Source organism: Methylobacterium sp. Leaf106 (assembly GCF_001422895.1).
Classification (GTDB): domain Bacteria; phylum Pseudomonadota; class Alphaproteobacteria; order Rhizobiales; family Beijerinckiaceae; genus Methylobacterium; species Methylobacterium bullatum.
In genome coordinates this window covers 110,487-124,862 of sequence record NZ_LMNB01000001.1, presented here as the reverse complement: position 1 = coordinate 124,862, position 14,376 = coordinate 110,487, and the positions used below count along the sequence as shown (strand labels likewise).

General features: G+C 65.3%; 11 protein-coding genes. 4 read left to right on the top strand and 7 right to left on the bottom strand.

Going from position 1 to position 14,376, the window contains the following annotated elements; all coding sequences use genetic code 11:
- The first annotated feature begins 35 nt into the window (after positions 1–35).
- Positions 36–533, top strand: a complete 498-nt coding sequence (locus ASF34_RS00525; protein ID WP_082493976.1) for a CAP domain-containing protein — start codon at positions 36–38, stop codon at positions 531–533.
- A gap of 13 nt (positions 534–546) precedes the next feature.
- Here the strand turns inward: ASF34_RS00525 and ASF34_RS00520 are convergent, their stop codons facing one another.
- A complete protein-coding gene (locus ASF34_RS00520; protein ID WP_056157556.1) occupies positions 547–1,377 on the bottom strand; it encodes an OmpA/MotB family protein in 831 nt (276 codons plus the stop codon).
- Between the two features lie 21 nt (positions 1,378–1,398).
- Positions 1,399–2,172: a motility protein A gene (locus ASF34_RS00515; RefSeq protein WP_018043049.1), complete on the bottom strand. Its 774-nt coding sequence runs from the start codon at positions 2,170–2,172 to the stop codon at positions 1,399–1,401.
- Positions 2,173–2,450: 278 nt separating this feature from the next.
- Between ASF34_RS00515 and ASF34_RS00510 the strand changes: the two genes are divergently transcribed.
- Positions 2,451–4,232, top strand: coding sequence for a glucan ABC transporter ATP-binding protein/ permease (locus ASF34_RS00510; protein WP_056157553.1), 1,782 nt, complete (start codon positions 2,451–2,453; stop codon positions 4,230–4,232).
- 46 nt (positions 4,233–4,278) lie between these two features.
- Here the strand turns inward: ASF34_RS00510 and ASF34_RS00505 are convergent, their stop codons facing one another.
- Positions 4,279–5,106 carry a transglutaminase-like domain-containing protein gene (locus ASF34_RS00505; RefSeq protein ID WP_056157550.1) on the bottom strand — a complete coding sequence of 276 codons (828 nt, stop codon included), beginning with the start codon at positions 5,104–5,106 and terminating at the stop codon, positions 4,279–4,281.
- 124 nt (positions 5,107–5,230) lie between these two features.
- Positions 5,231–6,115, bottom strand: coding sequence for a YihY/virulence factor BrkB family protein (locus tag ASF34_RS00500; RefSeq protein ID WP_056141417.1), 885 nt, complete (start codon positions 6,113–6,115; stop codon positions 5,231–5,233).
- 168 nt (positions 6,116–6,283) lie between these two features.
- Between ASF34_RS00500 and ASF34_RS00495 the strand changes: the two genes are divergently transcribed.
- Positions 6,284–7,183: a DMT family transporter gene (locus tag ASF34_RS00495; protein WP_056157547.1), complete on the top strand. Its 900-nt coding sequence runs from the start codon at positions 6,284–6,286 to the stop codon at positions 7,181–7,183.
- A gap of 190 nt (positions 7,184–7,373) precedes the next feature.
- On the top strand, positions 7,374–9,056 hold the full coding sequence (locus tag ASF34_RS00490; RefSeq protein WP_018043054.1) for an acyl-CoA dehydrogenase family protein: 1,683 nt from the start codon (positions 7,374–7,376) through the stop codon (positions 9,054–9,056).
- Positions 9,057–9,202: 146 nt separating this feature from the next.
- Here ASF34_RS00490 and ASF34_RS00485 read toward each other — a convergent pair whose 3' ends face one another.
- The 3 genes from ASF34_RS00485 to ASF34_RS00475 all read right to left on the bottom strand — a co-directional run bounded on the left by ASF34_RS00485 (position 9,203) and on the right by ASF34_RS00475 (position 14,202).
- Positions 9,203–12,364: a multidrug efflux RND transporter permease subunit gene (locus ASF34_RS00485; protein WP_056157542.1), complete on the bottom strand. Its 3,162-nt coding sequence runs from the start codon at positions 12,362–12,364 to the stop codon at positions 9,203–9,205.
- Positions 12,365–12,367: 3 nt separating this feature from the next.
- A complete protein-coding gene (locus ASF34_RS00480) occupies positions 12,368–13,549 on the bottom strand; it encodes an efflux RND transporter periplasmic adaptor subunit (RefSeq protein WP_018043056.1) in 1,182 nt (393 codons plus the stop codon).
- A gap of 350 nt (positions 13,550–13,899) precedes the next feature.
- On the bottom strand, positions 13,900–14,202 hold the full coding sequence (locus ASF34_RS00475) for a hypothetical protein (RefSeq protein ID WP_056141439.1): 303 nt from the start codon (positions 14,200–14,202) through the stop codon (positions 13,900–13,902).
- Between the last annotated feature and the right edge of the window lie 174 nt (positions 14,203–14,376).

Below are 14,376 nucleotides of genomic sequence, written 5' to 3'. Positions count from 1 at the left end.
CCGACACGATCGACGATGAAGGCGGGGCCAGAACGATGACGATGGGATTCCGGGTGTTCGGCCTCGCGCTTCTGGGCGGTCTGGCGCTATCCGGCTGCGCCAAGGAAGCACCGACCACCGGTGCGCTTCCGAGCCTGTACTGGCCGATGACCACCTCCGGCGCATCGGTCGATACGGCGACCGCGCGTGATATGATCTCGGCCTATCGTGCGCGAAGCGGCGGTGCCCCACTACGGATCGACCCGGACCTGCAGCGTCTGGCCGAAGCCGAGGCGGCGGCGATGGCGGCCGCAGACAAGCCGAGCCAGGCCCAGACGGTGAAGATCGCGGTGCAGCGGCTCGGCTATGCGGGCGCGCAGGCCAATCTTTCCGCCGGCTACCACACCTTGGCGGAGGCCTTCTCGGGATGGCGCGACAGCCCCGCCCATAACGCCGTCATGCTGGCCCCTCGGGCGACACGCATGGGCATCGCCACGGCCTATGCACCCAATTCGAAATACAAGGTCTATTGGGCGTTGCTGGTCGCCGAGTGATCCCGCGTTCTTCTCAGGGCAGCTTCATCGAGCGCGGCGTCGGTGCCTGCTCGCCCATGAGCGTCACCGTCACGCGCCGGTTCGAGGACAGGTACGGGTTGTCCGGAAAGAGCGGCTCGGTATCCGCCTTGCCGGAGACCGAAGCGAAGCGATCGTCGGGCACGCCGGCGCTGGCGAGGATTTCGCGCACGCTGATGGCGCGACCGGCCGAGAGCTCCCAGGGCGGGGCAGGGGGGCGCGTGCCGGGCCGGTCCGTGGCGGTATAGCCCGTGACGGTGATACGGTTGGGCAGCTTTCGAATGACGGGGGCGAGTTTCTCAAGAAGGCGCCGGGTCCGATCGTTCGGGCGGCTCGACCCGTGTGGGAACATCGTGCTGCCGTCCTGATCCACAAGCGAGAGATCAACGCCCTTCTGCGTCGGATTGACGATGATGTTCTTCGAGAGTTCCGAGATCTCGGGCATGTCCTGCATCGCCTGACGCAGACTGGCGGCGGCAAGGCCGAACGCTTCCGGATAGCCGCTGTCCTGAATCCCCTCCGGGGCATTCGAGTCGTTGTCCGGCGGCTTTGGCCGATCGGTGGCTTGTTCCGGCGCGATATCGCTGCGGTTCTTGATATGCCCCGGCGTTGGTAGGCCGTTCACCTCGATGATGCCGGAAAAGCGCGATTCCTTGTTGACGCCAAACGCATCGCGCATGGAGCCGGCCACGGCCTGCATCTTCTTCTGGTCCTGGGTGGAATAGGCTGCGATCATCACGAAGAAGCTCATGAGCAGCGCCATGAGATCGGCGAAGGTCACGAACCATCCGTGACCGCCATGGCCTCCGCGCTTCTTCCTGGCCACGGCCGATTACCCCTCTTCCCGCTAGGCTGCTTCCGCCGCGAGGTCGTCGCGGTGGTTGTGCGGCAGATAAGCGACCAGCATCTCGCGCACGAGGGACGAGCTCTTCGAGTCGCGGATGAGCAGGATGCCGTCGATGATGAGGGAGCGGGAGACGTCCTCCTCCTCCAGCTTCACGTGCAGCTTGTCGGCGAGCGGGAGCGCGATCATGTTGGAGATCAGCGCGCCGTAGAGAGTGGCGAGCAGCGCGGTCGCCATGGCCGGGCCGAGCTTGGAGGGGTCCGACATGTTGGCGAACATCGTCACCATCCCGAGAATGGTGCCGATCATGCCCCAGGCGGGGGCGCAGTCCCCGAAGGCGCGGTAGATCTTCGAGCCCTCATCGAGATGCATGAGGAAATTGTCGCGGTCGCGCTCCATCGTGTCGCGGATGAATTCGCGGTCGTAGCCGTCGGCGATGTAGCGAGCGCCCTGAGCCAGGAAGGGATCGGAGATCTCCATGTTCTCCAGCGCCATCGGGCCGGATTTGCGCACGACGTCGGCGATCTTGGTGATCTCCTCGATGAGTTCGCGCGGTCTGATCGCCCGCATGGTGAAGGCGTAGCGCATGCCCATCGGCAGGCCATGCATCATCGTGGCGAACGGAAAACGGATCATCGTGGCCGCGGTGGAACCGCCGAAGATGACGATGACCGCGTGCTTGTCGAAAAAGGCGGCGAAGTTGCCGCCATCGATCATGATCAGGGTGAAGACGACACCGAAGCCGCCGAGAAGCCCGATACCGGTTGCGAGATCCATGGTGAACCCTGGTCGGCTTACCCAGCACCGCGGAACAGCATCCGAGCGGAAAGCGACTTGGCCAGAGTTAGGCGGACGCGCTGAACGAACCGTAAAGGATAACGGTCCGCCCGGCGCATTCCTGTCATTCGCCGTTCAGGGTGGCCTTGCGATAAGCCGAGCACGCCGAATGGCTTGTGATCTCCGATGAATGGGGGCCGGGTCGAAGGCGAAGGGTTGAGGGCGAAGGTTCCGGCAAAAGGGACCGCGCCGTGATTGGCATCGGAGCACACGTCGTCATGCCGTTGGTTCGTCTCTATGCGCGCGTCATGGGCCTACTGGGCGCCGATCGGCGCTTGGCAGCCCTACTCGCTGTCGCCAATGTGGCCCTCGCGGTCGCGGCTTTCGCCGAGCCGCTGCTCATGGGGCGCATCATCGATCAGCTGACGCATCTGAAGAGCGACGGTAACGCCTTCTCGACACTGGCGCCGCTCATCGGCGCATGGGTCGCCTTCGGCCTGTTCACCATCGCGGCCGGCGTCACCATTGCACTGCATGCGGACCGGCTGGCCCATCGCAATCGTCTCGCCTCGATGGCGAATTACTTCGAGCATGTGCTGGAACTGCCCCTGGCCTTCCATTCCTCGAACCATTCCGGCCGCGTTCTGAAGGCGATGCTGGAAGGATCGAACGGCATGTTCTGGCTCTGGCTCGGCTTCTTCCGCGATCATTTCGTCGCCGTCGTGTCCCTGGCCGTCCTCCTGCCGATGACCCTGTTCGTGAACTGGCAGCTCGGCTCGATCCTGGTCGTACTGGTGACGATGTTCACCGTGCTCACCACCTTCGTCATGCGCCGCACCGAGATGCTGCAGGGCCGGGTCGAGGCCTACCAGTCGGGCCTTGCCGCCCATGCCTCCGACGCCCTCGGCAACGTGGCCGTCATCCAGTCCTTCACCCGCGCCAAGGCGGAGAAGGAGGCCATGCACGGCATCATTCGCAACCTGCTCGCGGCTCAGATCCCGGTCCTGTCGTGGTGGGCGCTCGCCAATGTCGCGACCCGCGCCGCCGCCACCCTGACCATGACGGCCATCTTTATCACGGGTATCGCCCTGCATCAGCACGGCATGGCCTCGATCGGCGAAGTGGTGGCCTTCATGAGCCTTGCCACCATGCTCGTCGCCCGCCTCGATCAGGTCGCCACTTGCATCAACGGTCTGTTCCAGCAGATGCCCAAGATCGCCGAGTATTTCGAGATTCTGGACACGACCCCGGCCGTCCACGATCGTCCCGGCGCCATGCAGGTGGCCCGTTTCGAGGGCGAGGTCTCCTTCGATCAGGTCGGCTTCTCCTACACCCCGCGCCGCAAGGCCGTGGAGAGTGTCTCCTTCACGGCGCAGGCCGGGCAAACCATCGCCCTCGTCGGAACCACCGGCTCGGGTAAGTCGACCACACTGGGTCTGCTGCACCGTGCGTTCGACCCGGATACCGGCGCGATCCGTATCGACGGTACCGACATCCGCGATATCGGCCTCGCCTCCCTGCGCCACAACATCGGCGTGGTGTTCCAGGAGCCGATGCTGTTCGCCCGCTCGATCCGCGAGAATCTCCAAGTCGGCCGTCCCGATGCTACCGATGCGGAGATGCTCGACGCCCTCGACCGCGCCCAGGCGACGGAGTTCATGGATCGCCAGTTCGACGGTCTCGACACGATCATCGGCGAGCGCGGCCGCTCGCTCTCCGGCGGCGAACGTCAGCGCCTCTCCATTGCCCGCGCGTTGCTCAAGAACCCGCCGGTGCTGATCCTCGACGAGGCGACGTCGGCTCTCGATGCGACCACAGAACGCAAGCTGCAGGGTGCCCTCGAGGCCGTGATGGAAGGCCGGACCACCTTCGTCATCGCCCACCGTCTGGCGACGATTCGCAACGCCGACCGTATCCTCGTCTTCCACGAGGGCCGGATCGTCGAATCGGGAACCTTCGAGGAACTCGTCGCGGAGAACGGCCGCTTCGCCGACCTCGCCCGAGCGCAGTTCATGGCCGGTGCGGACGCCTCCGAGCCCGCCCTAGCACTCGCGGCCTAGGATGAACGCCCCTCCCCCGGAGTCGGGGAGGGGGCCACTCCGGGAACTATCCGACGGAGGTCTCGATCTCCACCTCTTCCTCAGCCCAGACCCGGAACTTCGTCAGCACGTTCGATCCAAACGTATGGGTCAATGGAACGTCCGCCGCATCGCGCCCCCGGGCGACGAGGATGCGGCCCCGACGAGGAGCGTTGTTGCGCGGGTCGAAGACATGCCACGCGCCGCCGAGATAGACTTCGGTCCAGGCGGCGAAATCCCCGGGCGCATGCGGCTCTGGTTCGCCGATGAAACTGAGATAGCCGGTGCAATAACGCGTCGGCATGTTGAGGCCACGGCAGAACGCTACGAACAGGTGAGCATAGTCGCGACAGACCCCGCGCCCGACGGCGAGGGCATCTGCAGCGGTGCGGTCTACGTTCGAATAGCCGTAGCCGAAGCTGATATGGCCGTGGACCCAATCGCAGACCGCCTGAGCGCGGGCCCATCCGGGCGGGACATCGCCGAACAGGCGCCACGCTTCGTTCGAGAGCAGATCGGATTCGCAGTAGCGGCTCGCCACCAGGAAGGGCAGGGCCTCCAGAGGCAGATCCTCGATGGGATGCTGGATCGCGTGCGGCACGACCGGATCGAGATCGCCGTCATCATCGAGCCAGCCCTCCACCGACAGGGTCACCGCCCCCGCCGGTGCCACGAGGCGGCAGCACCGGTTGCCGAAATCGTCGATGAACACTTCGTGCGGCGTCTCGGGGCCGATGGCCAGACGGTCCGGCTCGGTCGAGCGCGCGAACCGGCTCGGATGCGCCGTCAACCGGACGATCATCGGAGTAGGATAGGCGAAGTCGTAGCCCATCTCGCAGCCGAACCTGATGCGCATTACCCTTGAACCTCCGACCGACCATCGCGCCAGCCCTGCCGCCCTCATGCCCGCGCGAGACCGTTCGGCATAGGCCGCGAAGGTCACAGGTGGATGTCGGCATGCCGGCCGGCGGCACCCTGCTTTAGTGCCGGCGCGCCTCGGCCTGTCTCGCCAGCATCCGGGCCTGGAGCCGCTGGCGTCGTGCTGCAATGACGGTGCCATTGATTTCGCCACCGAACAGGAACATCGCGGCGAGCCAGTAGAGAAAAACCAGAAAGACCATCGCGGTCGCCAATCCGCCATAGGTGGAGGCGTAAGCGGTGGAGAATCGGTCGAGGTAGAAGCCGAACCCGAGGCCGGCCAGGAACCAAAGCACCAGCGTCACCACGACGCCGGGCAGCACCGAGAGGATCGGACGGCGGCCGGCCGCCACGAATTTGTGGGCGATGACAAGAACCGCCGCGAGAAGAAAGGCGGTGATGCCGATGCGGCCGAGGGCGACAGTGAGGCTCAACGGCTCGAGCCCCGGCGCCACGTCGATGACCCTGCGCCAGATCAGCGGCCCCAGGACAACCAGCAGAGCGAAGGCGAGCATGGCGAAGGCGCCGCAGACGACATAGCCGATCGATTCGAGGCGGGTGAGCCACCATGGCCTGGTCTCGCGCAGGCCATAGGCACGGTTGAGCCCCACCCTCAGGCTTTCGACACCCGAGGACGAGAAGTAGAGGGCAAGGAGAGCACCGATGGTGAGCACGCCGCCGCGCTGCTCGGTGAGCACCCGGTGAACCTCCCCGGCAATGGGTTTGGCCACCTCGCGAGGCCACGCATCGAAAATAAGGATGCCGGCTTCGTCGGCGAGCGACTTGGTGCCAAGGAGGCCGGCCAAAGCCGCGAGCAGGATCAGGAAGGGAAACAGCGAGGTCAGGATCGAGAGAGCGATATGGCTCGCGATCGCCCAGCCGTCATGTGAGACGAAGCGCTGGGCGGCGAGGCTGGCGATGTTGGCGCTGTTGCGGAGACGGCTCACGGCAGGTGGGGCGCTTCTCGTGATCTGTGGGGCTCGACGATACAGACTGTCTAAACGCGAGGCCGGGCGACGGCGCAACGTCCGGGTCGGTCGTCAGGTCGATGCAGTACCGCCCGTTACCGGTGCGGCTTGTGTTCAGCGGTTCGGTGTGTTGCCTGCGCCACCGTCATGTCAGTCGATACGCCGGCTTCCCCAACCCGCACCTTGCCCGCTTCCGTGGTCTCGTCGGTCTTCGTCCTGATCTGGGCGTCGGGCTTCGTCGCCGCACGTTTCGTGGCGCCCCATGCGGAGGCCTTCACCTTCGTCGCCATCCGGCTCGTCGGCGTCGCCATCGTTCTGAGCGCCATCACCTTCGGCCTCGGCGCGAGATGGCCTCGCAGCCGCGCGGGATGGCGCGATGCCCTGGTGGCCGGCGTGCTGATGCAGGGCATCTACGTCATCGGCGTATTCTGGTCGGTGGAGCGTGGTCTGCCATCGGGCATCGCCGCCCTGGTCGGCAGTCTCCAGCCCCTTCTGACGGCAGCGATGGCGCGGCCGTTCCTTGGCGAGGTCGTCAGCCCGCGTCGCTGGGCCGGGATCGCCACGGGCTTCGCCGGTGCGCTTCTCGTACTCGCCCCGAAGATCGGTGCGGCGGACGCGTCCGGCATCCCGGCGTTGCCTCTCGTCGCCTGCTTCGGGGCGATGGTGGCGATGACCATCGGCACTCTGTGGCAGAAAAGCCATGCGGGGCAGGCCGAATTGCTGCCGAATGCGGCGATCCAGTTCGTCGGGGCCGCGCTCCTTGCCGTGCCGGCGGCGCTTCTGTTCGGCAAGGGCCGTTTCGACGCGTCCCTGCCGCTCTGGGGCGGACTGGCGTGGTCGATCCTGGTGAATTCGGTGGCGGGTATCCTGCTTCTTCTCGCCCTGATCCGGCGTGGCGAGGTGGCCGGCGTCGCCTCCCTGCTCTTTCTGGTCCCTCCGGTCTCGGCGGCGATGGCCTATCTCCTGTTCGGCGAGACACTGGCCCCGATTCAGATGGCCGGCATGGCGGTGGCCACGATTGGGGTCGCGGTCGCCAGCCGAAGATGAGTTTTTCTTTGATTCGTCTCTCAATAAAATTCAGATCTCCTGGCTTTGCCGAGCAGAACCAGGCTTTTCACGGCGAGAAATAATGAATTCAGGTGGGATAGTGCCGCGCTGCGGCGAGACGCCTCTACAGACTTGGCAAACCTGCCTATAATGAGCGCCAACCCTCATTCTGATTTGAGAGATTCGAACCATGTCCGCTTCCCCGGCCATCTCCACCGAACCGCAGGATCTCCTGACACTGGCCCAGGGCGCCGGCGAAGCCGCCAAGGCCCTCGTCGCCGAGGCGACCCGCCGGGTTCGCGCGAAGGTCCTCTCCGCCGAGGGCAAGATCTCGCCAGAGAAGCTCGAGGCCGAGCAGCATGCGGCCCACGGCCTCGCCTGGCTCGCCACCTATGCCGAGGGCGTGCGTGAACTCGGCGCCTATGCGGCGCGCCTGACCGAAACCGGTGAGTTCGGGGAGACGGAGGCGCTCCTCGTGAAGATCGGTATCGGAGAATATCTCGACCAGATGTTCTCCGGCATTCCCATGAGCCAGGGCGAGATCGTGCGTCCGACCGGCTCGCTGGGTCTGTCCGCCCGCGAGGTCATGAAGTTCCGGACGGATGCCGTCGAGAGCATGATCGCCGAGGGCAACACGCCTGAGAACCGCGCCGCACTCGTGGCACGCATCCGCGACAATGGCGGCTCTGCCACTATCGGCAAATCCGGTCTCGACGAGGACATGGAAGCGATCCGTTCGGAGATGCGCCGCTTCGGTCTCGCCGAAGTCGTGCCGCACGCCCATGAGTGGCACAGCCAGAACGCCTACATCCCCATGGAGATCGTCACCAAGATGGCCGAGCTCGGCGTCTTCGGCCTCACGATTCCGGAGGAATACGGCGGCATGGGCTTGCCCAAGATCTCCATGTGCGTCGTCTCCGAGGAGCTGTCCCGAGCCTATATCGGCGTCGGCTCGCTCGGCACCCGCTCGGAGATCGCCGCCGAGCTCATCCTGTGCGGCGGCACCGAGGAGCAGAAGCACCGCTTCCTGCCCGGCATCGCGTCGGGCGATACCCTCCCGACCGCCGTGTTCACCGAGCCGAATACCGGCTCCGACCTCGCGTCCCTCCGGACCAAGGCCGTGAAGGACGGCGACGTCTGGAAGATCTCGGGCAACAAGACCTGGATCACGCATCCGGTCCGCGCCGACATCATGACCTGCCTCGTGCGCACCAAGCCCGAGGAAAAGGGTCACCGGGGTCTGTCGCTCCTCGTTGCTGAAAAGCCGCGCGGCACCGATGCGGATCCCTTCCCGGTGGCCGGCCTGTCCGGCGGCGAGATCCACGTGCTCGGCTATCGCGGCATGAAGGAATACGAGCTCGCCTTCGACAATTTCGAAGTGCCGGCGGCCAACCTCCTCGGCGAGGTCGAAGGCAAGGGCTTCACCCAGCTCATGCAGACCTTCGAATCCGCCCGCATCCAAACGGCGGCCCGCGCCATCGGCGTGGCGCAGAACGCCCTCGACCTGGGTCTCCGCTACGCCGAGGATCGGGTGCAGTTCGGCAAGGCACTGATCAACTTCCCCCGCGTCGCCGACAAGATCGCCATGATGGCGGTGGAGATCAACATCGCGCGCCAGCTCACCTACTTCTCCGCCCGCGAGAAGGATGAGGGCAAGCGCTGTGATCTCGAGGCCGGCATGGCCAAGTTGCTCGGCGCCCGCGTCGCCTGGGCGGCAGCGGACAATGCCCTCCAGATCCATGGCGGCAACGGCTTCGCGCTGGAATACGCGGTGAGCCGTGTGCTCTGCGATGCGCGCATCCTCTCGATCTTCGAGGGTGCCGCGGAGATCCAGGCCCAGGTCATCGCCCGCCGCCTGCTCGAGACTGCCTGAGCCTTCCGTTAGGAGGCGGCGACCGGGCAGTCAGCCCGGCCGCCAAGTGAGTATCTCAAGAAAAAAGGCCTGGAACCGGTTTCTCCCCGGCTCCAGGCCTTTTTCATGTCGAGGCTCCTCTCCCGGTATGCGGAGAAGAACCGATCCTACTCCGCCGGAGCGTGATGGCTCGATGGAATCGAACCCGTCTCGGCCGCTTTCGGCTCGTGCTCGACCGGCTTCGTCCTGAACAGGCGCATGACGAAGACGAAGAAGACCGGCACGAAGAGGACTGCCAGGATCGTGGCGGAAATCATGCCGCCGAGCACGCCGGTACCGATGGCCTGCTGGCTCTTCGAGGCCGCGCCCGAGGCGATGGCCAGTGGCACTACACCGAAGATGAAGGCCAGCGAGGTCATCACGATCGGCCGGAAGCGGAGCGTGGAGGCTTCGATGGTCGCATCGACCAGGGACTTGCCCGGCCGCCACAGGTCCTTGGCGAACTCCACGATCAGGATCGCGTTCTTGGCCGAGAGGCCGATGATCGTGATGAGCCCGATCTTGAAGTAGACGTCGTTGGGCATGCCCCTCAGGTAGACCGCCGCCACCGAGCCGATGACGCCGAGCGGGATCACCAGCAGCACCGAGAACGGGATCGACCAGCTCTCGTAAAGGGCGGCGAGGCACAGGAACACGATCAGGATCGACAGGGCCAGCAGCAGCGTCGCCTGACTGCCGGCCTGCTTCTCCTGCAGCGACTGGCCAGTCCAAATGTAGCCGAAACCCTTGGGCAACTGCTGCATCAGACGCTCCATCTCGGCGATCGCATCGCCGGAGGTGTAGCCCGGTGCCGGCTCGCCCGTGATGCGCACCGACTGGTAGCCGTTGAAGCCGATGATCTGCGCCGGCCCGACACTCCATTTGAGATCGGCGAAGGACGACATCGGCACCATCGCGCCCTGGCTGTTCTTCACCCCGTAATTCAGCAGGTCGGCCGCCTTGAGGCGCTGGCTGTCCTCGGCTTGCACGATCACGCGCTGCATCTTGCCCCGGTTCGGGAAGTCGTTGGTATAGACCGAACCGAGATTGACCTGGATCGTGTTGTTGATCTCCTCGAAGTCGACGCCCAGGGCCGCCGCCTTCTCGCGATCGATGACGAGTTCCGCTTGCGGTGCCGGAGGTAGCCCCTCGACATAAACCTTCTGCAGGATCGGGCTTTTCTTCGCGAGGGAGAGCAGTTGCTCCTGTGCAGCCATCAGGGCCGAGTAGCCCTTCTGGGCACGATCCTGAAGGCGGAAACTGAAGCCCGAAGCGTTGCCGAGGTTGTCGATCGGCGGCGGCTCAAGCGCCTGGATCACGGCGTCCTTATAGGTGCCGAGCGCTTTGTTGGTCCCCTCCACCAAGGCAGCCGCCGAGTTCGCCGCATCGCGCTCACCCCAGGGCTTCAGCGTCACGAAGGCTTGGCTCGTCACCTGGCCCTGACCGGAGAACGAGAAGCCGTTGACGACCGTCACCGTAGCGACGCCGGACTGGGCCATCAGGTGCTCCTCCACCGCCTTCACGGCGTTGAGGGTGCGGTTGAAGGACGAGCCGGGAGGCGTCTGGATATCGACCGTGAAGAAGCCCTGGTCCTCCACCGGAAGGAAGCCTTCCGGCATCCGCACGAAAGCGAAGGCGAGTCCGATGACGAGGGCGAGGTAGACCATCATCACCCGGCCCGAGCGCTGGATCATCCCTGCCACGCCGCGGCCGTAGCGCGCGGTCTCGCGGTCGACGATCCGGTTGAACCAGCCGAACACGCCGCCCTTGGAATGGCCGTGGCCCTTCTGGATGGGCTTGAGCAGGGTGGCGCAGAGAGCCGGCGTCAGCGTCAGGGCGAGAAGCGCCGAGAAGCCGATGGACGTCACCATGGCAATGGAGAACTGACGGTAGATGATGCCGACCGAGCCGGGGAAGAACGCCATCGGGATGAAGACGGCGATCAGCACCAGGGTGATGCCGATGATGGCGCCGGTGATCTGACTCATCGCCTTTCGGGTCGCCTCCTTCGGAGACAGCCCTTCCTCGTTCATGATGCGCTCGACATTCTCGACGACCACGATGGCGTCGTCGACGAGGATGCCGATGGCCAGTACCATGCCGAACATCGTCAGCACGTTCACCGAAAAGCCGGCGAGCAACATCACCGTGCAGGTCCCCATGAGGGCAATCGGAACGACGATGGTCGGGATCAGGGTGTAACGGATGTTCTGGAGGAACAGGAACATCACCACGAAGACGAGGATGACGGCCTCCACCAGCGTCATCAGCACCTTCTTGATCGAGGCCTCGACGGCGGGCGTGATGTCGTAGGGGATGTCCCATTGCACGTTGGACGGGAAGAACTGCGACAGCTCCTCCATCTTCGCGCGGATGGCGGAGGCGGTCTCGAGGGCGTTGCCGTCCGGCGCCAGGGTCACCGAGATGCCCGCCGCTTCACCGCCGTTCAGCCGGGTGGTGAACTTGTAGTCTTCACCGCCGAGCTCGATCCGGGCGATGTCGCGCAGGCGCACATTCGACCCGTCCGGGTTGGCTCGCAGGACGATGGCGCCGAACTCCTCGGGCGCCGTCATCTGACCCTTGACGATGATGGGAAAGTTGACGGTGTTCGAGGCTGGGCTCGGCATGGCGCCGACGGCGCCCGATGCGATCTGGACGTTCTGGTTGGTGATAGCCTTCGAGACGTCGGACGCGTTCAGGGACAGGCCGCGCAGCTTGTCGGAATCGATCCAAATGCGGAGACTGCGCTCGGTGGAGTAGAGCGTTGCGCGACCCACCCCGGGGATACGGCGGATCTCGTTGATGACGTTGCGGATGAGGAAGTCGCCCAGCGCAATCTCGTCCATCGACTTGTCGGGCGAGATCAGGGTGATGATGTTCAGTGTCGCGGCTGAGGCTTCCTCCACCAGCGTGCCCTGCTGGCGTACCTCGGCCGGCAGGCGCGCCTCGACGCGCTTGAGGCGGTTCTGAACCTCGACGCCCGCGAGACTCGAATCCGTGCCCGGCTGAAACTGCGCCGTGATTTCGATGACGCCGAACGCATCGCTCGCGGATTCGAAACTGAGGATGTTGGCCGCGCCGTTGAGCTCATCCTCGATGAGGCGGGTGGTGCCGGTATAGAGGTTCTCGACCGACGCTCCGGGATAGGATGTGGAGAGGGCGATCGAGGGCGGAGCGATGACGGGATACTGCGCCACGGGCAAGCTCGGAATCGACAGGATCCCGCCGAGGCAGATGAAAAGCGCAACGACCCATGCGAAGATCGGGCGATCGATGAAGAAGCGGGCCATGGGTCAGCGCACCTGAGCGGAAGCGGGCTGCGCAGCGGCCGACTTGTCGTCGAGATCGGTATCGTAGGGTTTGGCCTCCGCCTGGGCAGCCACCTTCATCTCGACGGTCTTGACCGACGAACCGACCGATATCTTCTGGACGCCCTCCACGACGACGCGGTCGCCGGACTTGAGCCCGTCGCGAATGACCCACTGGGAATCGACGACGGGTCCGACCTCCACAGGCTGGAGCATCACCTTGTCGTCCTTGCCGACCACCCAGACCTCGGCCTTGCCGTCATTGGTGCGCTGGATCGCCTGCTGAGGCACCGCGATGGCATCGACGTCGATGCCCTGCTTGATGCGGGCGCGGACATACATGCCCGGGAACAGCTCGTCATGCGGGTTCGGGAAGAGCACGCGCAGGGTGACCTGTCCGGTACTCGGATCGGCGGTGACATCGGAGAACAGCACCTTGCCGGCCGAGCCGTAGAGAGAACCGTCATCCATGATCAGATGCGCGTTGGCGGTGTCGTTGGACAGGCGGGAGAGTTCGCCGCTGGCGAGGTCCCTGCGGAGCTTGTTCAGCTCGCCGACGGACTGGGTGATGTCCACGTAGATCGGATCGAGTTGCTGGATCGTGGCGAGGTTGGCGGTGGCCCCCTGTTCCACCAGCGTACCCTCGGTGAGAAGGGCGCGGCCGATCCGGCCAGAGATCGGGGCGCGGACGTCGGTATAGTTGAGGTTCAGCTTGGCCCGGTCGCGGGCGGCTTTGGCGCCGGCGACTTCGGCCTGGGCCTGTTTCAGGCCGGCATAGGCGCTATCGTACTGCGCCTGGCTCGCGGTCTGGCGGGACAGGAGCTGCTCGAGTCGGTCTGCCTGCTGGCCGGCGAGAACCTGGGCGGCCTCCGTGCGGGCGAGCGCTGCCTCTGCGCTGGCGAGTTCCGCCTCGAACGGGGCGGGATCGATCTTGTAGAGGATGTCGCCTTCCTTGACCAAGCTGCCCTGTTCGAACGTGCGCTTGACCACGAGACCGGAGACGCGGGAACGCACTTCGGCGATGCGCAGGGGCGCGACGCGGCCGGGGAGGTCGCGGAGATAAGGGATCGGCTGCTCGCGGACGGTGACGATGCTCACTTCGGCGGGTGGGCTCGGAACCGGAGCTGCGGCCTGCTGCTTCTGATTGCAGGCGGACAGGGCGACCATGACGGAGGCAGCAGCCAGGGAGGCCGGCCAGACACGTCGGGTACGGAGGGCAGTAGACGTCACGATGATTTCGCTCCTGTGCGATACGCGGTCGATCGCAACCCGCCCGGCGGATTGGCAGCTCTGACACTCAAGTCCCGGGCGAAGATCCGCGAAGCGACTTCGGCACCGTGGCAATCGCTGGGCCACGCGAGGCGGCCATGGCGTCATTGGGCATGCGTCGGCCGACTAGGGGCCGACCACACACATCACGGCTTCAGAAATCGTTCACAATCTTGGCGATCGCGCGACGCGAGCCGGTAAAAGGACGATCTACGCGGCCGGGTGGTCAAAACGCCGCGGCCAAGCTCTCACGCCGTAGTCCTGGGAGGGCGGTAGAGCGGTGCATCCGCGCTGATCCCGAGCGACAGGGCGGAACGGCCTCGCAAGGCCGGCTCCAAGGCTTCACCGAGGAGCCGCGATCCAGACAGGGAGGACGGCGTCACAGCGTCGTCGATCTCCAGATGCGATGCGGAACCGGTCGAAGGCGCTTCGCCCTGGCTCGTGAAACCATCGGGCCACTGGCTCGAGACCGGCGCCCCGACGCCACCGGCCCACAACCCTTGCGGGAGGCTCGACAGCACCATCACGAGCAGGGAGAGCAACACCAGCATGGTCGACAGCGCCGAGCGCAGACGGACGACCGCCCGCCCTTGCGGGGCGGTCGAAGCGAAGCATCCTGCCTCCAGAGGGGCAGCGGCGGAACTGGTCGGCGATGAGGTCACGAAACTGAGGGTGGTGCGGAAGTTCCCGCAACGCAATAACCTGCGACATTCTGTCAAACAGTC